Origin of the sequence: Klebsiella sp. 2-CIP_Kleb., assembly GCF_050378715.1 — a bacterium.
GTDB lineage: Bacteria > Pseudomonadota > Gammaproteobacteria > Enterobacterales > Enterobacteriaceae > Klebsiella > Klebsiella quasipneumoniae.
Genome location: NZ_JBNRLG010000002.1, coordinates 973,310 through 994,922, shown reverse-complemented (window position 1 = coordinate 994,922; position 21,613 = coordinate 973,310). Strand labels below are relative to the sequence as shown.

General features: G+C 58.1%; 21 protein-coding genes. 12 read left to right on the top strand and 9 right to left on the bottom strand.

Going from position 1 to position 21,613, the window contains the following annotated elements; translation table 11 throughout:
• Nucleotides 1-12 precede the first annotated feature (12 nt).
• Nucleotides 13-1,041: a LysR family transcriptional regulator gene (locus ACQUTP_RS12685; protein WP_072140423.1), complete on the bottom strand. Its 1,029-nt coding sequence runs from the start codon at nt 1,039-1,041 to the stop codon at nt 13-15.
• Nucleotides 1,042-1,057: 16 nt separating this feature from the next.
• Here ACQUTP_RS12685 and ACQUTP_RS12680 point away from each other — a divergent pair, with 16 nt between their 5' ends.
• Nucleotides 1,058-2,272, top strand: coding sequence for an MFS transporter (locus tag ACQUTP_RS12680; RefSeq protein ID WP_004204552.1), 1,215 nt, complete (start codon nt 1,058-1,060; stop codon nt 2,270-2,272).
• 53 nt (nt 2,273-2,325) lie between these two features.
• On the opposite strand, the gene murJ is transcribed toward ACQUTP_RS12680, so the two are convergent.
• From murJ to rimJ, 4 genes are all read right to left on the bottom strand, one after another.
• Entirely contained in the window at nt 2,326-3,861 is a 1,536-nt protein-coding gene (murJ, locus tag ACQUTP_RS12675) for a murein biosynthesis integral membrane protein MurJ (protein WP_004204551.1), read from the bottom strand.
• 111 nt (nt 3,862-3,972) lie between these two features.
• Complete coding sequence (locus ACQUTP_RS12670; RefSeq protein ID WP_072140422.1) at nt 3,973-4,884, bottom strand: Gfo/Idh/MocA family protein; 912 nt, start codon at nt 4,882-4,884, stop codon at nt 3,973-3,975.
• Between the two features lie 14 nt (nt 4,885-4,898).
• On the bottom strand, nt 4,899-5,552 hold the full coding sequence (locus tag ACQUTP_RS12665) for a YceH family protein (protein ID WP_004204549.1): 654 nt from the start codon (nt 5,550-5,552) through the stop codon (nt 4,899-4,901).
• 9 nt (nt 5,553-5,561) lie between these two features.
• Entirely contained in the window at nt 5,562-6,146 is a 585-nt protein-coding gene (gene rimJ / locus ACQUTP_RS12660; protein ID WP_428902464.1) for a ribosomal protein S5-alanine N-acetyltransferase, read from the bottom strand.
• A gap of 228 nt (nt 6,147-6,374) precedes the next feature.
• On the opposite strand from rimJ, the gene mdtH reads away from it, so the two are divergent.
• From mdtH to ACQUTP_RS12625, 7 genes are all read left to right on the top strand, one after another.
• Nucleotides 6,375-7,583: a multidrug efflux MFS transporter MdtH gene (gene mdtH, locus ACQUTP_RS12655; RefSeq protein ID WP_023289127.1), complete on the top strand. Its 1,209-nt coding sequence runs from the start codon at nt 6,375-6,377 to the stop codon at nt 7,581-7,583.
• Nucleotides 7,584-7,696: 113 nt separating this feature from the next.
• Nucleotides 7,697-8,257 carry a lipoprotein gene (locus ACQUTP_RS12650; protein WP_004204546.1) on the top strand — a complete coding sequence of 187 codons (561 nt, stop codon included), beginning with the start codon at nt 7,697-7,699 and terminating at the stop codon, nt 8,255-8,257.
• Nucleotides 8,258-8,382: 125 nt separating this feature from the next.
• Nucleotides 8,383-9,429 (top strand): dihydroorotase, encoded by a 1,047-nt coding sequence (gene pyrC, locus ACQUTP_RS12645; RefSeq protein ID WP_080847023.1) that lies wholly within the window; start codon nt 8,383-8,385, stop codon nt 9,427-9,429.
• Between the two features lie 72 nt (nt 9,430-9,501).
• On the top strand, nt 9,502-9,753 hold the full coding sequence (gene dinI / locus ACQUTP_RS12640) for a DNA damage-inducible protein I (protein ID WP_002898994.1): 252 nt from the start codon (nt 9,502-9,504) through the stop codon (nt 9,751-9,753).
• Nucleotides 9,754-10,056: 303 nt separating this feature from the next.
• Nucleotides 10,057-10,311: a biofilm formation regulator BssS gene (gene bssS, locus ACQUTP_RS12635; RefSeq protein WP_002898992.1), complete on the top strand. Its 255-nt coding sequence runs from the start codon at nt 10,057-10,059 to the stop codon at nt 10,309-10,311.
• A gap of 125 nt (nt 10,312-10,436) precedes the next feature.
• The gene (solA, locus tag ACQUTP_RS12630) at nt 10,437-11,555 is read left to right on the top strand and encodes an N-methyl-L-tryptophan oxidase (RefSeq protein ID WP_004204542.1); all 1,119 of its coding nucleotides are present in this window, start codon (nt 10,437-10,439) and stop codon (nt 11,553-11,555) included.
• A gap of 74 nt (nt 11,556-11,629) precedes the next feature.
• The gene (locus ACQUTP_RS12625; protein WP_004204539.1) at nt 11,630-11,743 is read left to right on the top strand and encodes a DUF2770 family protein; all 114 of its coding nucleotides are present in this window, start codon (nt 11,630-11,632) and stop codon (nt 11,741-11,743) included.
• Here the strand turns inward: ACQUTP_RS12625 and ACQUTP_RS12620 are convergent.
• Nucleotides 11,729-12,793, bottom strand: a complete 1,065-nt coding sequence (locus tag ACQUTP_RS12620) for a rhodanese-related sulfurtransferase (RefSeq protein WP_065802220.1) — start codon at nt 12,791-12,793, stop codon at nt 11,729-11,731. The two genes, ACQUTP_RS12625 and ACQUTP_RS12620, sit on opposite strands and share 15 nt — an antisense overlap.
• A 205-nt stretch (nt 12,794-12,998) precedes the next feature.
• On the opposite strand from ACQUTP_RS12620, the gene ACQUTP_RS12615 reads away from it, so the two are divergent.
• From ACQUTP_RS12615 to ACQUTP_RS12605, 3 genes are all read left to right on the top strand, one after another.
• Nucleotides 12,999-13,919 (top strand): Kdo(2)-lipid IV(A) acyltransferase, encoded by a 921-nt coding sequence (locus ACQUTP_RS12615; protein WP_023317908.1) that lies wholly within the window; start codon nt 12,999-13,001, stop codon nt 13,917-13,919.
• A 171-nt stretch (nt 13,920-14,090) separates the two neighbouring features.
• Nucleotides 14,091-15,329, top strand: coding sequence for a multidrug efflux MFS transporter MdtG (mdtG, locus tag ACQUTP_RS12610; RefSeq protein ID WP_004204535.1), 1,239 nt, complete (start codon nt 14,091-14,093; stop codon nt 15,327-15,329).
• 91 nt (nt 15,330-15,420) lie between these two features.
• Nucleotides 15,421-15,807, top strand: a complete 387-nt coding sequence (locus tag ACQUTP_RS12605) for a MysB family protein (RefSeq protein ID WP_002898981.1) — start codon at nt 15,421-15,423, stop codon at nt 15,805-15,807.
• Here ACQUTP_RS12605 and ACQUTP_RS12600 read toward each other — a convergent pair whose 3' ends face one another.
• The 3 genes from ACQUTP_RS12600 to mdoG form a co-directional block, all read right to left on the bottom strand.
• A complete protein-coding gene (locus ACQUTP_RS12600) occupies nt 15,808-16,035 on the bottom strand; it encodes a YceK/YidQ family lipoprotein (protein ID WP_004204534.1) in 228 nt (75 codons plus the stop codon).
• 66 nt (nt 16,036-16,101) lie between these two features.
• Nucleotides 16,102-18,630: a glucans biosynthesis glucosyltransferase MdoH gene (mdoH, locus tag ACQUTP_RS12595; protein WP_017900745.1), complete on the bottom strand. Its 2,529-nt coding sequence runs from the start codon at nt 18,628-18,630 to the stop codon at nt 16,102-16,104.
• A complete protein-coding gene (gene mdoG, locus ACQUTP_RS12590; protein WP_004140751.1) occupies nt 18,623-20,176 on the bottom strand; it encodes a glucans biosynthesis protein MdoG in 1,554 nt (517 codons plus the stop codon). Before mdoG ends, mdoH begins: the two co-directional genes overlap by 8 nt.
• A 251-nt stretch (nt 20,177-20,427) precedes the next feature.
• Between mdoG and mdoC the strand changes: the two genes are divergently transcribed.
• The gene (gene mdoC, locus ACQUTP_RS12585; protein WP_004204532.1) at nt 20,428-21,588 is read left to right on the top strand and encodes a glucans biosynthesis protein MdoC; all 1,161 of its coding nucleotides are present in this window, start codon (nt 20,428-20,430) and stop codon (nt 21,586-21,588) included.
• The last annotated feature ends 25 nt before the right edge of the window (nt 21,589-21,613 follow it).

Below are 21,613 nucleotides of genomic sequence, written 5' to 3'. Positions count from 1 at the left end.
TGGCCGGTTTTTTTATGCGCTTTGCGGAGGCTGCATGCCGGCGAGGTCCGGCATGATCTCCCGCATCAGGTCGAGGAATTTACGCAGCCGCGTCGGATAATAGCGCGCCCAGGGATAGACCAGGTGGACCGGCAGCGAGGCGGGACGCCACTGCGGGAACAGCTCTGTCAACCTTCCGGCAGCAAGATCCTCCGCCACAGCCCAGCTGGACACCATCGCCACCCCCAGCCCCGCCAGCGCAGTGTTACGCGCGACGTAAAGGCTGTCGGTGCTCAGACAGGGGGTGATCGCCGTGGAGACGAGCTGCCCGCTGACCTGATGTCGGAGCCGCACCTCATGCTGATAAAAGGTGTTAATGGCGATCCACGGCAGGCCGGATAACGCCTCCAGCGAGGTTAACGGCGGGTACTTCGCCAGCAGTTCAGGGGAGGCCACCACGCAGCGCGGCACTTCCGCCAGCAGCACGGAGACCGTGGCCGGATCCACCTCCGCCCCCACGCGGATGGCGCAGTCGATATTATCGCTGAGAAAGTCGACAGTATTATCATTCAGCATCCACTCCACCGACAGTTGCGGGTGGCGCTGGAGAAAGGCGACCAGCGGCCCCAGCAGCTGCTGCTGGCCAAAAGCGTGCGGCGCCCTCACCCGCAGCACCCCCACCGGCCGATCGTCGGCAATACGCAGGTCATCTTCCAGCGCCAGCCAGGCATCCACCAGCTGGCGGGCGTGACGGTAGCAGCGTTCGCCATCGTCAGTGAGCTTCATCGCATGGGTGGTACGCAGGATCAGCTTGACTCCCAGCAGCCCTTCAAGGGACTGCAGGCGGCGGCTGACGGTCGCCTGGGTGGTCTCCATCTGCCCCGCCGCGGCGGAGAGCGACCCTGCCTCTATAATACGAATATAGGTGCGCATCAGCTCAATGCGATCTATACGCTCCTGTCTTTTCATTTTTCTTTTGCCTATACGTGCTACGTATAACCGTTTTACCACCAGCCCGGCTACCGCGCCAGCCGCATTCAGGGAAAAATAGCCCCATCGCATTCACGAGGTATTGATCATGACACCGACTTCCCTTTCCACCCGCGACGCAGGCTGGATTATCTTCATTCTCGCGCTCGGCGCTGGCTTTAGCGTCGCCTCTATCTACTACGCGCAGCCGCTGCTGCCGTTGATGGGCGCCAATCTCCACCTGACGGTAGAAGGTATGGGTCTGGTCCCTACTCTGACGCAGGCGGGTTATGCGCTCGGCATTCTGTTCCTGCTCCCGCTCGGCGACCGCCACGATCGCCGCCGGCTGATTTTGGTGAAAAGCGCGCTGCTGGCGCTCCTGCTGCTCCTGTGCAGCCTCACCGGCCAGCTCAGCTCACTGCTGGTGGTCAGTCTGCTGATCGGTATGGCGGCGACCATGGCGCAGGATATCGTCCCTGCGGCGGCGATCCTCGCCCCGGCGGGCAAGCAGGGCAAAATGGTGGGCACGGTGATGACCGGGCTGCTGCTGGGGATCCTGCTTTCCCGGACGGTCAGCGGCGTGGTGGGCGCAGTGTTCGGCTGGCGGGTGATGTATCAGGCGGCGGCGGTCAGCGTGGCGCTGATTGGCCTGGTGATGTGGCGGGTGCTGCCGCGCTTCGCCATTCACTCGACGCTGAGCTATCCGCAGCTGATGGCCTCAATGGCGCATCTGTGGCAGCGCTACCCGGCGCTACGCCGCGCTGCGCTGGCTCAGGGGGCGCTCTCTGTCGCCTTCAGCGCCTTCTGGTCGACGCTGGCGGTGATGCTCTCCGAACACTATCACATGGGCAGTGCGGTAGCGGGCGGCTTTGGTATCGCCGGGGCTGCCGGGGCGCTGGCCGCGCCGCTGGCCGGCGGACTGGCCGATAAATTTGGTGCCGGTAAAGTGACTCAAATGGGGGCGGCGCTGGTCACCGTCTCCTTCGCCCTGATGTTTATACTGCCGCTGCTGCCACTGCATGGCCAGCTGGCGCTGATTGCCCTGTCGGCGATTGGCTTCGACCTTGGCCTGCAGTCAAGCCTGGTGGCGCATCAGAACCTGGTGTATGGCCTCGAGCCGCAGGCCCGCGGCCGCCTTAACGCCCTGCTGTTTACCGTGGTCTTCATCGGGATGTCGCTGGGGTCGGTGCTGGGCAGCAAGCTGTACGTGCTGGCTGGCTGGAACGGGGTGGTTACCCTGGCGGTGGTCAGCGGGGCGATCGCCCTGGCAATCCGCCTGCTGGAGAATGCCCGTATCGTCGCTGCCGAACGCCGCGCATCATAAAAAAACCCGCTTCGCCTGAGGCGAAGCGGGTTCATCCATTCCCGCACAACCGCTTAGGCTGTACGTCGGGCAAACTCTTTCACGCGGAAGCCCAACAGCAGCAGTGTGGCGAAATAGGCCACCACCCCGGCGACAACCACCACCAGCAGGCGCATCAGACGGAACGGCATCGTCCCCAGCGACCACTCCGGCATGATATGCATGACGCCCAGCAGCGCCGCAGCCATAACCAGCACCGCAGCAATCAGACGCAGCAGGAAGGCCAGCCAGCCCGGTTGCGGGGTAAAGATCTTCTGTTTACGCAACTGCCAGTAAAGCAGCGCGGCGTTCAGGCAGGCCGCCAGGCCAATGGACAGCGACAGACCCGCATGCTTCAGCGGGCCGATAAACGCCAGGTTCATCACCTGGGTCATAATCAGGGTGACAATGGCAATCTTGACCGGGGTCTTGATGTCCTGGCGGGAATAGAAGCCCGGCGCCAGCACTTTCACCACGATAAGCCCCATTAGTCCCACGGAATAGGCCACCAGCGCGCGCTGGGTCATTGCCGCATCAAAAGCGCTAAATTTGCCGTACTGGAACAGGGCCACGGTCAGCGGTTTGGCGAGGATCCCCAGCGCCACCGCGCTCGGCAGCGCCAGCAGGAAGCAGAGACGCAGCCCCCAGTCCATCAGCCGGCAATACTCGTCATGATTACCGCTGGCGAAGCTTTTTGACAGCGATGGCAGCAGGATAGTGCCGAGCGCCACTCCCAGGACACCGGACGGAAACTCCATCAGACGGTCGGCGTAGTACATCCAAGACACCGATCCCGACACGAGAAACGAAGCGAAGATAGTATTGATAATAAGGGAGATCTGGCTTACCGACACGCCAAGGATCGCCGGCCCCATCTGCTTCACCACCCGCATCGCGCCGGCATCTTTCAGATTGATGCGCGGCAGGACCAGCATGCCAATTTTCTTCAGGTGCGGCAGCTGGTAGGCCAGCTGTAGCACGCCGCCGACCGTGACCGCCCAGGCCAGGGCCAGCACCGGCGGATGAAAGTACGGTGCGGCAAACAGCGCAAAGCCAATCATGCTGACGTTGAGGAACGTCGGCGCAAAGGCCGGCACCGAGAAGCGGTTCCAGGTATTAAGGATCGCCCCCACCAGCGAGGCGAGGGAGATCAGCAAAATATAGGGGAAGGTAATGCGCAGCAATTGGGTAGTCAGCGCAAATTTATCGGCGGTATCAGCAAACCCGGGGGCGGTGATGGTGATCACCCACGGCGCCGCCAGCATCCCGATAACGGTGACGATCGCCAGGGCCAGGGTCAGCAATCCGGAGACATACGAGACAAACACCCGGGTGGCATCTTCGCCCTGCTTGCTTTTATATTCGGCAAGGATCGGTACAAACGCCTGAGAGAAGGCGCCTTCGGCAAAAATACGCCGCAGCAGATTAGGCAGTTTAAAGGCGACGAAAAAGGCGTCGGTCGCCATCCCGGCGCCAAAAATGCGCGCCACAATCGCATCGCGGGCAAAGCCCAGCACGCGCGAAAACATGGTCATCGAACTGACGGCCGCCAGTGATTTTAAAAGGTTCATTACGCTGTTATTCCAAACCCTGGAGTAAAACGCCCGCAAATGCGGGCGCTGGAAAGTGGCGATAGTCTACCGGGTTCAACATGAATTACTACTGTCAGTTGTTACAACGGATTATTCGCTGATGGCGTCGCGCCAAAGTTTGTCGACCACCCGCTGAGCCAGCAGCGCCTGTTCGCCTGCGGTTTCAGGAACCGTCTGATTTTGCACGCATTCGATAAAATGGCGCGCGCAGCCGACAAAGCCGCGCTGCTCAAGGGTGGTTTGCCAGCTGGCGACCGGGCGCTGGACCACGCCGTGACCGCACTCCTCCTGCCATTCGCGCATCTCGCTGACGGCATATAGCCCGCCATCCGTAACCGCCTGCACCCACTCGCGCTGGCTGCCTGCGCGGCGGTGCATGCTGGTGGTGACCTGCAGCCGGGGCGAACTGAACTGGTGTTCGGCATACAGCATCTCGCCCTGCGGAGTGATCTGTAGCGCGCCACCGCGCAGACGCGCCTGACCGTCGGCCAGCCATAGCGCGGTATCCACCACGTGCAGATAGTCATCAAGCAGGGTAAAGCGCAGATCGTTGCCCACGCTATCGCTGCGGTGCTTATCCATCCGCAGCGAGGCCGCCTCGCCCAGCCGCCCCTTCAGCTCCCGATAGAGCGGTGCGAAGCGGCGATTGAAACCGACCATCAGCGTCAGACGCCGCCGCGCCGCCAGCTCGACCAGCGTCTCCGCCTCACTCAGCTTGTCCGCCAGCGGTTTATCCACGCACACATGAACCCCGGCATTCAGCAAATGATTCACCACTTCATAATGTGAAGCCGTCGACGTATGAACAAAGACCGCATCGCACTGCGCCGCCAGGGCATCCAGCGATTCAGCGTATGGCATCCGCCAGGTTTCGCAAACCCGCAGCGCCTTCTCTTTTCCCGGCGACCAGGCCGCCTGCAGCGTCCAGCTTTCCGCCGCCCCCAGAACCGGCAGCCACGCTTTCTGCGCAATACCGCCCAGGCCAACCACCCCGATGCGCAATCTTGTCCCCACGTTTAGTCCCCCAGATGGTGTAACAGCGAATCGAGGCGCGCTTTCAGCTCCGCCACCTCGCCTTCCAGCGCTTCAACCCTGGCACGCAGATCGTCTTCCTCTTCCAGGGGCGAGAGTGCTTCCACTGTCGTGATCAGTGTGTCCATGTCGTCGCAAAACAGATGCATATAGCGGCTTTCCCGTTTCCCCGGCTCCCGGGGCAGACGGGCGACAAAGGGACCATCTTCGCGGGTCGCCAGCCCTTCCAGCACGCTTTCCACTTCCGCCATATCGCTGAACTCATGCATCCGCTGCGCCCGACTGCGTAATTCACCCGGCGTCTGGGCGCCGCGCAGCAGCAGCGTCGTCACCACCGCCACCTCGCCGGCGCTGAGCTTCAGATCGCCAAATTCGGAGTTGCAAAAGCGCTGCTCATACTTGGTTACCCGATTGCCGAAGCCACTGACCGTACGCAGATAATGGCGTTTCACCAGGGTATCCAGCAGAGCCTGGACTTCGCCTTCGCTCAGCGACATCACCGGCTCGCGGTTGGTTTTCTGATTGCAGGCGGTCACTACGGCGTTCACCGACAGCGGATACTGCTCGGGCGTGGTGACCTGCTTTTCCAGCAGACAGCCAATGACGCGCGCTTCGTGCGCGGTTAACTGATATTTCATCCTCTCTCCTTAACGTCCCGCTGACCAGTCCGGCGTCGTTAGCGCCGTCAATACATGGTCACGCCACTGCCCGTCAATCAGCAGGTAATCTTTGGCGTAACCCTCTTTTTCAAACCCCAACCGCGCCAGCAGCGCGCCGCTGCGATGATTATGCGGCATATAGTTGGCCATAATGCGATGAATATGCTGCGTACGCTGCATATAGCGAATCGCCGACGTCAGCGCTTCAAACATCAGTCCCTGCCCCTGCCACTTCTCGCCAATAGAGTAGCCGAGATAACAGGCATGGAATGACCCGCGCACCACGTTGGAAAAATTCGCCACGCCGACGATCTCCTTTTCCTCCGGATCGAGCAGCGCGAAATAAAAAGCAGACCCCTGCTTATGAAACTCGGCGATCATCGACAGACGCGCCTGCCATCCGGAAGGATAGCAGTGGCTGTCGTCACGAACCGGCTCCCAGGGTTTTAAGAACGCCTTATTCTCGGCGTAATAATCGGCCAGACGCCAGGCGTCACGATCGTGAACCAGGCGCACCACCAGCCGGTCCGTCGTCAAACGCACCTTCGGCACGTTACTGCGATAGCCAAACATTTCCTTTTCAGTCCCCCTGACTTCATTCTTGCTGCCTTCACTATACCTGTCCTGCGCGACGGTGTGAAAACAGCAACATACCATTTTCTGCGCCATCTCCTCTTTTCGATGAATAGCCTCAATCGAACTTGCATTTTGATAAAAAAATATTGTCGCAAGGGCGCTGGGAAAAGCAGCAGATTGCCCGCAGAATATCCACGCTTATCTCTATTTTTCCCTGGAGGGGAAATGTCCCGCGTCTCGCAGGCAAGGAGCCTGGGTAAATATTTCCTGTTAGTCGATAACATGCTGGTCGTGCTGGGCTTTTTTGTCGTCTTCCCGCTGATTTCCATCCGCTTTGTCGATCAGATGGGCTGGGCGGCGCTGATGGTCGGCATCGCGCTCGGCCTGCGCCAGCTCGTGCAGCAGGGATTAGGTATCTTTGGCGGCGCCATCGCCGACCGCTTTGGCGCCAAACCGATGATCGTCACCGGTATGCTGATGCGCGCCGGCGGCTTCGCGGCGATGGCCGTCGCCCATGAGCCGTGGGTGCTGTGGTTCTCATGCATACTTTCCGGGCTCGGCGGCACGCTGTTCGACCCGCCGCGGGCGGCGCTGGTGGTTAAGCTGGTGCGCCCGCATCAGCGCGGCCGCTTTTTCTCCATCCTGATGATGCAGGATAGCGCCGGCGCGGTGATTGGCGCGCTGCTGGGCAGCTGGCTGCTGCAGTATGATTTCCGCCTGGTGTGCAGCGCCGGCGCCGCGCTGTTTATCGCCTGCGCGGCGTTTAACGCCTGGTATCTGCCGGCATGGAAGCTCTCGACGGTAAAAACGCCGATCCGCGAGGGGCTGGGCCGGGTGCTGCGGGACAAGCGCTTCGTCACCTATGTCCTGACGCTGACGGGCTATTACATGCTGGCGGTGCAGGTGATGCTGATGCTGCCGATCATGGTGAATGACATCGCCGGCTCGCCGGCCGCCGTAAAGTGGATGTACGCCATCGAAGCCACCATTTCGCTGACCCTGCTCTATCCCATTGCCCGCTGGAGCGAAAAACGTTTTCGCCTTGAGCACCGGCTGATGGCCGGTCTGCTGGTGATGACCCTGGCCATGCTCCCCATCGGCATGACCAGCAGTTTGCAGCAGCTGTTCACCCTGATCTGCCTGTTTTACATCGGTTCCATCATTGCCGAACCTGCCCGGGAGACGCTGGGCGCCTCGCTGGCGGACGCCCGGGCGCGCGGCAGCTATATGGGCTTCAGCCGCCTGGGGCTCGCCTTTGGCGGCGCGCTGGGATATGCGGGCGGCGGCTGGCTGTTTGATGCTGGTAAAGCCGCCGGCCAGCCCGAGCTGCCGTGGCTGATGCTCGGGGCCATCGGGGTTATCACCTTTCTGGCGCTGTGGTGGCAGTTTAGTCCGAAACGCTCTGCCTCCGGCATGCTGGAGCCGCGGACCTGATGCGCGCGGCGGCGGTTTCTCCTGCTTTCAGCCTATTCTGCTGGTATCGAGGATGCTGACAGGTCATGATGCTTTGTGTCAGGATGAATGAAGGTATGAGCCAGAGGAACCCCATGAAAAAGATTTTGATCGCCGCCGCGCTGATTGTCAGCGGCCTGCTGAGCGGCTGTAATCAGCTGACCCAATACACGGTAAGCGAGCAGGAGATTAACCAGGCCCTGCAGAAGCGAAACCATTTTGCCAAAGATATTGGTCTTAAAGGCGTTGCCGACGCCCATATCGAACTGCAGAACCTGACCAGCGCTATCGGGCGCGAGGAGCCGGGCAAAGTCACGCTGACCGGGATCGCTAACGTTGACCTGAACTCCCTGTTCGGCACGCAGAAAGCGACGATCGATCTGAAGCTCAAAGCGCTGCCAACCTTTGACAGAGAGAAAGGCGCCATCTTCCTGCAGGAAATGGAGGTGGTGGATGCCAAAGTGGCGCCCGAGAAGCTGCAGTCGGTCATTCAGGCCCTGCTCCCCTACCTGAATCAGTCGCTGCGCAGTTACTTCAGCCAGCAGCCGGCCTATGTCCTGCGTGAGGACGCCAGCACCGGTGAAGCGCTGGCGAAGAAATACGCCAAAGGCATTGAGGTGAAGCCGGGCGAGATTGTCATCCCCTTTACCAATTAATCTCCAGGGCGCCGCGGCGCCCTCAATTTTTTACGGAAATGAGTGCAAAGGAAAACGTTTACGCTTATCCTTAGTGCCCGGCAAAAAACAGCCCTGATGACTGAACCTATTAGCCGGAGCCTTCCATGACAGCACAATCCCAGGTATTGAAAATCCGCCGCCCAGACGACTGGCATATCCATCTACGTGATGACGATATGCTGAAAACCGTCGTGCCTTATACCAGTGAGTTTTATGGCCGGGCGATCGTGATGCCGAATCTGGTGCCGCCTGTCACCACCGTCGCGGCGGCTATCGCCTATCGCCAGCGCATTATGGACGCCGTCCCGGCCGGGCATGATTTTATCCCGCTGATGACCTGCTATCTGACAGACTCCCTCGACCCGGCGGAGCTGGAGCGCGGCTTTAACGAAGGCGTATTCACCGCCGCCAAGCTCTACCCGGCCAACGCCACCACCAACTCCAGCCACGGCGTCACCAGCACCGACGCCATTATGCCGGTGCTGGAGCGGATGGAAAAACTGGGGATGCCGCTGCTGGTACATGGGGAAGTCACCCACGCCGAGATTGATATATTCGATCGCGAAGCGCGCTTTATTGAAACCGTTATGGAGCCGCTGCGCCAGCGCCTGCCCGGACTGAAGGTGGTCTTTGAGCATATCACCACCAAAGATGCCGCCGAGTATGTGCGTGACGGCAATGAACTGCTGGCGGCCACTATCACCCCGCAGCATCTGATGTTCAACCGTAACCATATGCTGGTCGGCGGTATTCGTCCTCACTTATACTGCCTGCCGGTACTTAAACGCAATATTCATCAGCAGGCTCTGCGGGAGCTGGTCGCCAGCGGCTTCAGCCGCGCCTTCCTCGGCACCGACTCCGCACCGCATGCCCGCCACCGTAAGGAGGCCAGCTGCGGCTGCGCCGGCTGCTTCAACGCCCCGACCGCCCTCGGCAGCTACGCCACGGTGTTTGAAGAAATGAACGCTCTGCAGCACTTTGAGGCTTTCTGCTCGCTGAATGGCCCGCGCTTCTACGGTCTGCCGGTCAATGAGAGCTACGTTGAACTGGTGCGTGAAGAGACGACCGTTGTGGACAGCATTTCCCTGCCTAATGACACCCTGGTGCCCTTCCTGGCAGGTGAAACCGTTCGCTGGACCGTGAAGAAATAAAAACGTAGCCCCCTGTTGTCAACGCCAACCGGATACTGTATAAATAACCAGCATCGAACGCAGGGGGCAATTATGCGCATTGAAGTGTCTATCGCCAAAACTACCGCCTTACCCAACGGCGCGCTGGAAGCGCTGAATAACGAACTCTCTCGCCGTATCGCCGAGCAATTCCCGGCCATCGACAGCCAGGTGAGCGTCCGCTACGCCACCGGCAATCAGCTCTCGGTGTTTGGCGCCCTGAAAGAAGACAAAGACCGGATAAGCGAAATCCTGCAGGAAACATGGGAAAGCGCGGACGACTGGTTTGTCCACGATCTCTCCTGAAGCATGGCGGGATCCAGTTACGCTGGTTTGCTCCCTCATTGTGCTTTTTTTTGCCGGGTCGCCCCGGCTTTTTTTAGCCCCTCTTCTGTTCAGAATAGTCCTGATTATTCTGCTCAATATCGACTAAAGTGGCCATTTTACGCGCTTATCTTGAATAAAAAAGCGGCAAAAGAAGAAAATCATGCTGCCTTTCATTTAATTTCTCGAGTTTATTCTTGATCCCTGATATAATTAACTTGCTTCAAAAAATATGCATTAAACCTCGAGAATTGTTGTCTTTTAACATATGAATAAGGGGTTATGATGGAAAAAAATAATGAAGTCATTCAGACCCATCCCCTCGTTGGATGGGACATCAGCACCGTTGATAGCTACGATGCGCTGATGTTGCGCCTGCACTACCAGAACCCCACTCAAGAAAACAGTAATGATGCTGAGATCGGCCAGACGCTATGGCTAACGACGGACGTCGCACGTCAGTTTATTTCAATCCTGGAAGCAGGCATTGCGAAGATTGAATCTGGCGAATACCAGGAAAACGAGTACCGCCGACATTAACGCGGCTTGCGAATGACTTAACATTAAACTTAACAGGCACCTGCGGGTGCCTGAATTATTTTCGGGCTTGTATAAGCACAGGGAGTTAATTACCCTGCTAACAAGGCAATTACCCGGAACTCACCATGCAATACGATCTTATCATTATTGGCAGCGGCTCCGTCGGCGCCGCCGCTGGCTATTATGCGCGCCGTGCCGGACTCAATGTTCTGATGACCGACGCCCATCAACCTCCCCACCAGGAAGGCAGCCATCACGGCAGCAGCCGTCTTATCCGTCACGCCTATGGCGAAGGTGAGAAATATGTTCCGCTGGTGCTGCGTGCCCAGCAGCTATGGGATGAACTGGCAGAGATCAGTGGCGAAGCCGTGTTTGAACGCACCGGCGTCATTAACCTCGGCCCCGCCAGCTCCGCTTTTCTCGCCAACGTCGCCGCCAGCGCCCGTGCGTTCAAGCTTGAGGTGGAAGAGCTGGATGCCCAGGCCGTGATGCAGCGCTGGCCAGAGATACGCCTCCCCGAGGACTATCGGGCGATTTTCGAACCCGCTTCCGGCGTACTGCGCAGCGAGCTGGCCGTCGAAACCTGGATCCGTCTGGCGCGGGAAGCAGGCTGCGCGCAGCTATTCAACTGTCCGGTCTCGGCTATTCATCACCATGCTGACGGGATCACCATCGATACCCTCGACGGTGAATATCATGGTAAAAAGCTGCTGGTCAGCGCCGGGACCTGGGTCACCCGCCTGCTCCCGGACCTCCCCATCCAGCCGGTACGTAAGGTGTTTGCCTGGTACCAGGCCGATGGCCGTTACAGCAGCAAGAATCACTTTCCGGCCTTCACCGGCGAGTTGCCCAACGGAGATCAATACTACGGTTTCCCGGCAGAAGATAACGAGCTGAAGATTGGCAAGCATAACGGCGGTCAACCGATCTCCATGCCGCAGGAGCGAGTGGCATTTGGCGCTGTCGCCAGCGATGGCTCCGAATCGTTTCCTTTTTTGCGCAACGTCCTGCCAGGGATCGGCGGCTGCCTGCACGGCGCCTCCTGTACTTATGACAATACCGTCGATGAAGATTTTATTATCGATACGTTACCCGGCAGACCAGACACGTTGCTAATCACCGGTCTGAGCGGGCATGGCTTTAAGTTTGCCCCGGTGTTGGGGGAAATTGCCAGTCAGTTTGCTCAGGGCGAAGCATCGAGCTTCAACCTGGCGCCCTTCTCGCTGGCGCGCTTTAACGCGTAATGGAATGCGGCACTTTTGCCGTCGGGCAAAAAAAAAACGGCCTCTGTCGAGGCCGTTAGTCATTGAAAGCGATTATGCGTCGCCTGTTTAATTTGCTGGTCAATAACGTCCGCGAGCACTTTATGATCTACCTGGCGCTTTGGCTGCTGCTGGCGATCATCGATCTCGTCTGGTTATGGTTTTTCTGATGGCTCAGGATCGAGGATCCCGAGTTTGGTGTTCAGCCGACCACGCGATTTATTAAAGATTTTATTGCCGTTTTCACGCCCGGCGCGCAGCTTACGCTGCTCCTCTTCCGGTAGCTTATGCTCTTCCATGCAGGCTTCGCTACAGCAGCCGGCAAACTTCTCGGCGCAGCTCGGGCACTGGATAAACAGCAGATGGCAACCATCGTTCAGGCAGTTGGTATGGGTGTCGCACGGCACGCCGCACTGATGACAGTGCGCGATAACGTCATTGGAGATCCGCTCGCCCATCCGTTCATCAAAGACAAAGTTTTTGCCAATGAAACGCACAGGCAGCCCTTGCTCACGGGCGCGGCGGGCGTACTCGATGATGCCACCCTCGATGTGCCAGACCTTATTGAAGCCGTTATGCTTCATCCAGGCGCTGGCTTTTTCACAGCGAATACCGCCGGTGCAATACATGACAATTTTCTTGTCTTTATGGTCCTGCATCATTTCCACGGCTTTCGGCAACTGGTCGCGGAAGGTATCCGCCGGGATCTCCAGCGCGTTTTCGAAATGGCCCACCTCATATTCATAGTGGTTGCGCATATCGATAAACACGGCATTCGGATCGTCAAGCATCGCATTGACCTCAGCCGCCTTGAGATAGTCTCCGACGTTGGAGGCGTCGAAGGAGGGATCGTCGATGCCGTCGGCAACGATGCGGTCACGCACTTTCAGGCGCAGTACCCAGAACGATTTACCGTCGTCCTCGAGAGCGATATTGAAACGCAGCCCCGCCAGCGCAGGATCGAAGCCATAGAGAAACTCACGCAGGGCTTCAACGTTGCTTTGCGGCACGCTGATTTGCGCGTTGATCCCTTCCCGGGCCAGATAGATGCGGCCAAAGACTTTCAGCTGGGTTAAGGCAACCCACAGCGCATCGCGGGTCGCCTGCGGATCGACAATGGTGAAATATTTATAGAACGAGATCGTCGTGCGCGGCTCGGTTTCAGCCAGCATTTGCGCCTTTAACGTCTCATTTGAAATGCGGTTGTGTAACACTGGCATGGTGTACCTGCTCGACATAGAAATGAGGAAATAAACGGCGGGCATGATATAGCAAAGCTTATTAATTTACATCCCTACATTTTACGCTACATTTTTCTCACCCGGTCGCCCCCCACTTAACAAAACAATGTGGCTGTCGCCGCCTTTGGCTGGCCGGTAAAAAAATGCGATAATATAAGATGTTGCTTACTGATACGGGTATGAAATGACTCATTTGCCTAAATTTTCTCCGGCGCTGCTGCATCCGCGCTATTGGCTGCTGTGGCTGGGTATCGGCCTGCTGTGGCTGGTTGTCCAACTGCCCTACCCGCTGATCTACCGCATCGGGAACGCCATCGGCCGCCTGGCCATGCGCTTTATGAAGCGCCGGGCGAAGATCGCCTATCGCAACCTTGAGCTCTGCTTCCCCGAGAAAAGCGAGCAGGAACGTCACCGGATGGTGGTGATGAACTTCGAATCGGTTGGCATGGGGCTGATGGAGACCGGTATGGCCTGGTTCTGGCCAGTTCGCCGAATCGCCCGCTGGACCGACACCATCGGCTTTGAGCATATTCGCGATGTGCAGGCGCAGCAGCGCGGCATTCTGCTGATCGGCATTCATTTCCTGACACTGGAAATGGGCGCGCGAATGTTCGGCATGAACGAGCCGGGGATTGGCGTCTATCGTCCCAACGATAACCCGGTCATCGACTGGCTGCAGACCTGGGGCCGGCTGCGCTCCAACAAGGACATGATCGACCGCAAGGATCTGAAAGGTATGATCCGAGCGCTGAAAAAAGGTGAGGTGGTGTGGTACGCGCCGGATCATGATTACGGCCCGACCGCCAGCGTCTTTGCCCCACTGTTTGCCGTTGATCAGGCGGCGACCACCTCCGGCACCTGGATGCTGGCGAAAATGTCCAAAGCCTGCATCGTGCCCTTTGTTCCACGCCGTAAACCGGACGGTAAAGGTTATGAACTGATTATCCTGCCGCCAGAGTGCTCCCCGCCGCTGGACGACGCGGAAACCACCGCCGCGTGGATGAACAAGATCGTAGAGCAGTGCATTATGATGGCCCCGGAACAATATATGTGGCTCCATCGCCGCTTTAAAACCCGCCCCGAGGGGACGCCCTCCCGCTACTGATCCCCTTTCCCGGCCGCGCGCCTCCCGGCCGGGAATCCCCACCGCTCAGGCTTTACGCTCTGCTTTAGCTTTAAAAGCTCTCCTCCATTGCGGCATTTATTTCCCAGGCGCATAATTAGCAGGCTCATATTTTCTCTTAATTTGACCTGCTGCGCAGGCCAGTGGAACCCTATGTCGTCTGCTGATACCCCCATCAACTGGAAACGAAACCTGACCGTCACCTGGCTTGGCTGCTTTTTAACCGGCGCCGCCTTCAGCCTGGTCATGCCCTTTCTGCCGCTCTATGTCGAACAACTCGGCGTCACCGGCCATAGCGCCCTGAACATGTGGTCCGGGCTGGTCTTTAGCATTACCTTTCTCTTCTCCGCCATCGCCTCGCCGTTCTGGGGCGGACTTGCTGACCGCAAGGGACGTAAAATCATGCTGCTGCGTTCAGCCCTCGGGATGGCCATCGTCATGATGTTGATGGGGATGGCGCAGAATATCTGGCAGTTTCTGCTGCTGCGCGCGCTGCTCGGCCTGCTGGGCGGCTTTATTCCCAACGCCAACGCCCTGATCGCCACCCAGATCCCACGTCATAAAAGCGGCTGGGCGCTGGGCACGCTGTCAACCGGCGCGGTAAGCGGCGCCCTGCTCGGCCCGCTGGCGGGTGGTTTCCTGGCAGACCACTGGGGCCTGCGTACCGTCTTCTTTATGACCGCCGCAGTGCTGTTTATCTGCTTTCTGTTTACCCTGTTTTTAATCCGTGAAAATTTTGTCCCAATTGCTAAAAAAGAGATGCTCAGCGCGAAGGCGGTATTCTCCTCTCTGCAGAATCCGAAACTGGTGCTCAGCCTGTTTGTCACCTCGCTGATCATCCAGGTCGCCACCGGCTCCATTGCGCCGATCCTGACGCTTTACGTGCGCGATCTGGCGGGTAACGTCAGCAATATCGCCTTTATCAGCGGGATGATCGCCTCAGTGCCGGGCATTGCCGCCCTGATGAGCGCCCCCCGTCTGGGCAAACTGGGGGATCGTATCGGACCGGAAAAAATCCTCATCGTGGCGCTGATTATCTCGGTGCTGTTGCTGATCCCGATGGCGTTCGTCCAGACCCCGCTGCAGTTAGGTATCTTGCGGTTCCTGCTCGGCGCCGCGGACGGCGCGCTGCTGCCGGCTGTGCAAACCCTGCTGGTGTATAACTCCACCAGCCAGATCTCCGGGCGGATCTTCAGCTATAACCAGTCATTTCGTGATATTGGCAACGTCACCGGCCCCCTGATCGGCGCCTCGGTTTCCGCCAACTACGGCTTTCGCGCCGTCTTCCTTGTCACCGCAGGAGTGGTATTGTTTAACGCGATCTATTCGACCCTTAGCCTGCGCCGACCAGCCGCGGACGCCTCGCAGCCCGACCGCCATTCAGTAAATTAACGTCCAGAGGGGCTCAGCCCCTTGACGCCTTGCCAAGCGCCTTCTATAGATTGAATCGTGTTCAATTCATATTCTTCTCAGGAGATTCGCTATGCCAAAGGATTCGATGTTCTATGCCACGCTCGAAGAAGCTATTGATGCAGCACGTGAAGAATTTCTCGCCAACAACCCTGACAGCGATGAAGAGAGCGCTAACGTTGAGCAGCTCAATATTCAAAAGTATGTGCTGCAGGATGGCGATATCGCCTGGCAGGCCGAATTTTTTGCTGACGAAGAGGAACAAGGCGAATGCTTACCGATGCTTAGCGGCGAAGCCGCGCAGAGCGTCTTCGATGGGGATTATGATGAGATAGAGCTCCGTCAGGAGTGGCTGGAGGAAAATACGCTTCATGAGTGGGATGAAGGTGAATTCCAGCTCGAGCCCTCTCTGGACACCGAAGAGGGACAGACGGCGGCCGACGAGTGGGACGAGCGTTAATCAGTTATAGGGCCCGTGGCTGGCGTCCAGCGGCAGCAGAAGCGTATCGAATACCAGCGAGAACGGCAGGTCCAGAATGGTGAGATAGCGCCATCCTGAATCGCGAACGTCCCACTGCACGCCCGGGTAATATTGATTGCCATGCCCCTGCCCGGGCACCGTCCGGCTGATAATGCTGCCGCAGCCGCTGAGCAGCAGCGCCATGGCAATGATCGGTAGTATTCGCATCCACAACCTCGTCTTTCAGATAAAAAAATACCGGCATCGCTGCCGGTATTTTCATTAACGTACGGCTTATTTCGTTTTCAGCGCCAGCGGGTTAAGCGCCAGCTGCTGATAGGCGTTCACCCACGAGGAGTATTTCTCCGGCGCGGCCCATACGCGATAGTGCAGACGCGACATGGTTACCGGGTCGCTCAACAGCACCAGTCGACGATCGCGGTTCAGCTTATCCGGCGTTTCATTCAGCGCCTGCTCGACATGACGCTCGCGGGCGATCTCCAGGATATGACCCTGACGGTGCCGCGCGGTGGCCATCGCGGTGGCAAGGGCGTTAAACGACGGGTTAAACACCGCGTGCATAAAGCCATCGTCCAGCGAACGCTGACGGTTCAGCGTCAGGTACGCATCGGTATCCTTGAGCACCTGCGGCGGCGAATACTCTTCCGGAATCAGGAACAGCTTCCAGCGCTTGGTGCGCAGGCCCACGGTCGCCCGGCTGGAGATAGCCGACACGAACGGCGACAGAATCAGCGATACGACAATCGGCGCCAGCCAGAACAGGAAGCGCAGATCCAGCCATGCCATTCCGACCGCCCATACCAGCCCCAGCAGCAGCTGCGAGCCGTGACGCATAAAGGCTTCTCCCCACGGCGTGGAGTCATCATCACGCTGCGGCGAATTCCACACCACTTCCCAGCCGAGGAAGGCGCTGACCACGAAGACGGTGTGGAACAGCATGCGAACCGGCGCCAGCAGGACCGAGAACAGAACCTCCAGCAGCAGGGAAAGCGTCACGCGGATAAATCCACCGTACTCCTTCGGCCCCTTACACCACACCAGGATAATACTCAGCAGCTTCGGCAGGAACAGCAGCACCATGGTCGAGGCGAACAGCGCAATAGCCAGCTCCGGACGCCACTGCGGCCACACCGGGAACAGCTGACGAGGCTGCAGGAAGTACTGCGGCTCGGTCAGGGCATGCACCACCTGCAGCGCTGTCGACAGGGCAAGGAACATAAACCACAGCGGCGCTGACAGATAGGACATCACGCCGGTAAGGAACACCGCTCGGTGGACCGGGTGCATCCCTCTCACGAGGAACAGGCGGAAGTTCATCAGGTTGCCCTGGCACCAGCGGCGGTCGCGTTTCAGCTCGTCCAGCAGGTTCGGCGGCAGCTCTTCATAAGAGCCCGGCAGATCGTAGGCAATCCACACGCCCCAGCCGGCGCGACGCATCAGCGCGGCTTCAACAAAGTCGTGCGACAGAATTGACCCGGCAAAGTTGCCCTCGCCCGGCAGCGGCGCCAGCGCGCAGTGCTCAATGAACGGCTTCACGCGGATAATGGCGTTATGTCCCCAGTAGTGGGACTCCCCCAGCTGCCAGAAGTGCAGACCCGCCGTAAACAGCGGACCATACACCCGGGTGGCAAACTGCTGGCAACGCGCATACAGCGTGTCCATGCCCGAGGCGCGTGGGGATGACTGGATGATCCCGGCGTTCGGGTTCGCTTCCATCAGACGCACCAGGCTGCTCAGACACTCTCCGGTCATTACCGAGTCCGCGTCAAGCACCACCATGTAGCTATACTGGCTGCCCCAGCGGCGGCAGAAATCATCGATGTTGCCGCTCTTACGCTTCACGCGACGACGACGACGACGGTAGAAGATCTGCCCTTCGCCCTGCACTTCGGCAATCAGCTCCATCCACGCCTTTTGCTCAGCAACACAGATATCGGGGTTATAGCTGTCGCTGAGGATATAGACGTCGAAATGGGCGCCGTTGCCGGTGGCTTTCACCGACTCCCAGGTCGCCCGCAGCCCGGCGAACACGCGGTCAACGTCTTCGTTACAGATCGGCATAATAAGCGCTGTCCGGTGCGCCGGGTTCAACGGTTCGTCACCGACCGTCGAGGCGGAAATACTGTACTTATCGCGACCGATCAACAGCTGCAGGAAGCCCATTAACGCGGTCCAGAAGCCAGCGGAAACCCAGCAGAACAGCACCGCGAAGAGGATCAGAATGCCGCTCTGCAACACGTACGGCAGCAGCTGCATGAACGAGATCCACAGGTTCTGCCCCACCATGTCGGCCGGGTTGATCAGCGCCCAGCCCTGATAAGGCAGAATGGTTTTCATGTACCAGGTGGCCACCACGGTCTGCGACAGCGTCAGCAGCAGCAGGATGTAGCGACGAATGGTGCCGACGGTACGCCATTTTTGCTCGCTCTCGCGCTCTTCTTGCGTCAGGCGGGAGAGATAGCGCGGCGTGACATCGCGTCCGCGCAGACGGTCCCAGAAGCGGCCAACCGGGTTGGTACGCCACGGGTCCGGGATCATCGAGGAGCGCTTGGCTTTCGGCATCGCATGCAGCTGGGTGCGGCCTTCATCATCCTTCACCAGCTGATCGCCAGACAGCGAATCCGGCCAGCTGTGCGCCAGCCGCGCCTTGACCGACCCCAGCGGGGAGTCGTCTTCGCGGGCGAAGGTCTGATGTTCGTCATCCAGGGCCTGATGAACGGCCTGCAGGCTGGTGTCCGGCAGCGCCGATTTCTCGGCGTCCGACAGCGGCAATGCGTCAATGTACTTCGTTATCTTATTCATTGGCAGGCAGCTGATAGCTCCAGGTTTCGCTCAACGTGTCATCACCGTTAACCAGTGCGGCGCGCATTTCCGTCGTTTTCTTCGGATCTTTCACCTTCAAACGCAGGATCATACGCCAGCCTTTGGTCACCGGATTGTAACGCACGGTATTTTCAACGATTTCAGCGTTATCGCCGGTGCTCGCCTGGGCGGCGACCGGGGTATCCGCTGGCAGTTTTTTCATATCGGCGCCGGTGAAGTCGACAATGAAAGCAATGGTGCCGTCCGGCTGGCGGATCAGGTTCGACTGCTTCACGTCGCCGGTAGAGCGGCGGGTCTGCATAACGTACGCGTTATCCGGCGCATGCAGCTTGTCTTCATCGCGGCTGAAGGTGATGGTGTACTTGAAGTTCATCTCCTTGCCCGGCTCCGGCAGCTGATCCGGCGTCCAGTAAGTCACGATGTTATCGTTGGTTTCATCGTTGGTCGGGATTTCGACCAGTTCGATTTTCCCTTTGCCCCACTCCCCTTTCGGGGTGATCCAGGCGCTCGGGCGCAGGTCATAACGATCGTCAAGGTCCTCGAAGCGCGAGAACTGACGGCCGCGCTGCAGCAGGCCGAACCCTTGCGGGTTTTCCATCGCATAGCTGCTAACGGCCAGGTGTTTCGGGTTGTTCAGCGGACGCCAGATCCACTCGCCGTTGCCCGCCAGGATCGACAGACCATTGGAGTCGTGCAGCGCCGGACGATAGTTGAGCGCCGGAGAAGGCTGGTTGGAACCGAACAGGAACATGCTGGTCAGCGGCGCCACGCCCAGTTTGCCCACTTTGTCACGCAGGTAAACTTTGGACTGGACATCCACCACGGTGTCGCGTCCCGGCATGATCACAAAGCGATAGGCGCCGGTTGCCCGCGGCGAATCCAGCAGCGCATAGATAGTCAAACGCTTGTCGGTGGCTTTTGGTCGCTCGATCCAGAACTCACGAAAACGCGGGAACTCTTCGCCGGAAGGCAGCGCGGTATCGATAGCCAGACCGCGCGCGGACAGACCGTATACCTGACCCTGACCCAGCACGCGGAAGTAGCTGGCACCGAGCATGCTGACGATTTCATCGTTCTTATCTTTGCTGTTGATCGGATACAGTACTTTGAAGCCGGCGAAACCAAGGTCTTTCACCGTGTCTTTATCGTGCTGAACGTTACCAAAGTTAAAATAGTCCGGGCTATATTTAATTTTACGCACGCTGGTGGCCGTCACTTCATTGATGGTGACCGGCGTGTCGAAGTACATACCCTGATGGTAAAATTCAAGCTTGAATGGGGTTTTCTGGTTATTCCAGTAAGCTTTATCGTGATTAAACTGAATTTGCTGGTAGTCCGCGTATTTCATATCGCGGAAAGCGGAGGGCAGGTTACTCTTTGGCGCTTCATAGCCTTTCCCGGCTAACGTTTTGGCCTCTTTTGCAACGTCATCAATGCTAAATGCCCATGCAGATGAAGTACACAGGGACAACATTACGGCTGCGCTTAACCAACGCATTTTCATCATCTGTGGTTTATGTTTCATATAAGTAAGCACTTCCCCCTTTGTGTGCTTAAATCGATCCGATCTATTTTAATGGAAACTCAGGCAATCCGACAACATAATCCCTGCTTTGTTCAGCGTAGCGGCGCAGGGAATAAACAGTTCGCAGTCCCGTTTGCACTTTGCGTGCTTATCCTGGAGACAGGTACCCCGAGTTCATGTAGGGTTGCTGATAATGTAAGCGTTATCATCTTGAGTGATAAGACGAATTATCTGAGATTGTCGTGAATCGTATGAATAATACTCCGGTACAGCGTGAATATTTTTTCGACAGCATCCGCGCCTGGCTGATGCTGCTGGGGATCCCTTTTCACATTTCGCTGATTTATTCCAGCCACAGCTGGCATGTCAACAGCGCTGAGCCCTCGTGGTGGCTGACGCTGTTTAATGATTTCATTCATGCCTTCCGCATGCAGGTCTTCTTCGTCATCTCCGGCTATTTTTCCTATATGCTGTTCCTGCGCTACCCGCTGAAAAAGTGGTGGAAAGTGCGCGTCGAACGGGTCGGCATTCCGATGCTGACCGCCATCCCGCTGCTGACGCTGCCGCAGTTTATTATGCTGCAGTACGTCAACGGCAAGGCGGAAAACTGGCACACCCTTTCCGGGTACGACAAATTCAACACCCTGGCGTGGGAGCTCATTTCCCACCTGTGGTTTTTGCTGGTCCTGGTGGTGCTGACTTCGCTGGGCGTGGTGCTGTTCAAATGGCTGACGCGCCGCCCGGCAGGAGGTGCTCACGCTTTCGGTGACACTGTCACTATGGGCCAGCTGACGATGATTTTCCTTGCGCTAGGGGTGCTTTACGCGCTGATCCGTCGGTCATTGTTCGTGATCTATCCGCCCCTGCTAAGCAATGGTCTGTTTAACTTTGTGGTCATGCAGACGCTGTTCTATCTGCCCTTCTTTGTGCTGGGGGCGCAGACCTTTATTAATCCGCGCTTAAAGGCGATGTTCACCACGCCGTCGCCATGGTGCTGCGCGGCAGCGCTGCTGGGATTTATCGCCTATCGGCTGAACCAGCAGTACGGCTCCGGCGACGGCTGGATGTATGAAACGGAATCGGTGATCACCATGGTGCTGGGGCTGTGGATGGTCAATGTCGTCTTTTCGCTCGGCCATCGCCTGCTGAACTTCCAGTCGGCGCGGGTGACCTATTTCGTCAATGCTTCGCTGTTTATTTACCTGGTGCACCATCCGCTGACGCTGTTGTACGGGGCGTGGATCACCCCGGCCATCAAGTCAAATACCTTAGGCTTTATTGGCGGGTTGGTTTTTGTGGTGGGTATTGCCCTGATCCTGTATGAAATTCACCTGCGTATTCCGCTGCTGCGTTTCCTGTTCTCCGGTAAACCGATGAACAAACCGGCCAAAACCCCGGCCTCGGCCAGTTAACCTTTAGCTTTTGCGGCACGCCTGG

What these genes read in the sequence shown, in the direction of transcription:
- ACQUTP_RS12685 (WP_072140423.1), bottom strand. Translation starts at nt 1,041, where the DNA reads ATGCGATGGGGCTATTTTTCCCTGAATGCGGCTGGCGCGGTAGCCGGG.
- mdtH (WP_023289127.1), top strand. Translation starts at nt 6,375, where the DNA reads ATGTCCCGCGTCTCGCAGGCAAGGAGCCTGGGTAAATATTTCCTGTTA.
- mdoG (WP_004140751.1), bottom strand. Translation starts at nt 20,176, where the DNA reads ATGAAACATAAACCACAGATGATGAAAATGCGTTGGTTAAGCGCAGCC.
- ACQUTP_RS12605 (WP_002898981.1), top strand. Translation starts at nt 15,421, where the DNA reads ATGCCAAAGGATTCGATGTTCTATGCCACGCTCGAAGAAGCTATTGAT.
- solA (WP_004204542.1), top strand. Translation starts at nt 10,437, where the DNA reads ATGCAATACGATCTTATCATTATTGGCAGCGGCTCCGTCGGCGCCGCC.
- ACQUTP_RS12680 (WP_004204552.1), top strand. Translation starts at nt 1,058, where the DNA reads ATGACACCGACTTCCCTTTCCACCCGCGACGCAGGCTGGATTATCTTC.
- pyrC (WP_080847023.1), top strand. Translation starts at nt 8,383, where the DNA reads ATGACAGCACAATCCCAGGTATTGAAAATCCGCCGCCCAGACGACTGG.
- ACQUTP_RS12625 (WP_004204539.1), top strand. Translation starts at nt 11,630, where the DNA reads ATGCGTCGCCTGTTTAATTTGCTGGTCAATAACGTCCGCGAGCACTTT.
- ACQUTP_RS12620 (WP_065802220.1), bottom strand. Translation starts at nt 12,793, where the DNA reads ATGCCAGTGTTACACAACCGCATTTCAAATGAGACGTTAAAGGCGCAA.
- ACQUTP_RS12615 (WP_023317908.1), top strand. Translation starts at nt 12,999, where the DNA reads ATGACTCATTTGCCTAAATTTTCTCCGGCGCTGCTGCATCCGCGCTAT.
- murJ (WP_004204551.1), bottom strand. Translation starts at nt 3,861, where the DNA reads ATGAACCTTTTAAAATCACTGGCGGCCGTCAGTTCGATGACCATGTTT.
- ACQUTP_RS12600 (WP_004204534.1), bottom strand. Translation starts at nt 16,035, where the DNA reads ATGCGAATACTACCGATCATTGCCATGGCGCTGCTGCTCAGCGGCTGC.
- ACQUTP_RS12650 (WP_004204546.1), top strand. Translation starts at nt 7,697, where the DNA reads ATGAAAAAGATTTTGATCGCCGCCGCGCTGATTGTCAGCGGCCTGCTG.
- dinI (WP_002898994.1), top strand. Translation starts at nt 9,502, where the DNA reads ATGCGCATTGAAGTGTCTATCGCCAAAACTACCGCCTTACCCAACGGC.
- mdoH (WP_017900745.1), bottom strand. Translation starts at nt 18,630, where the DNA reads ATGAATAAGATAACGAAGTACATTGACGCATTGCCGCTGTCGGACGCC.
- bssS (WP_002898992.1), top strand. Translation starts at nt 10,057, where the DNA reads ATGGAAAAAAATAATGAAGTCATTCAGACCCATCCCCTCGTTGGATGG.
- mdoC (WP_004204532.1), top strand. Translation starts at nt 20,428, where the DNA reads ATGAATAATACTCCGGTACAGCGTGAATATTTTTTCGACAGCATCCGC.
- rimJ (WP_428902464.1), bottom strand. Translation starts at nt 6,146, where the DNA reads ATGTTTGGCTATCGCAGTAACGTGCCGAAGGTGCGTTTGACGACGGAC.
- mdtG (WP_004204535.1), top strand. Translation starts at nt 14,091, where the DNA reads ATGTCGTCTGCTGATACCCCCATCAACTGGAAACGAAACCTGACCGTC.
- ACQUTP_RS12665 (WP_004204549.1), bottom strand. Translation starts at nt 5,552, where the DNA reads ATGAAATATCAGTTAACCGCGCACGAAGCGCGCGTCATTGGCTGTCTG.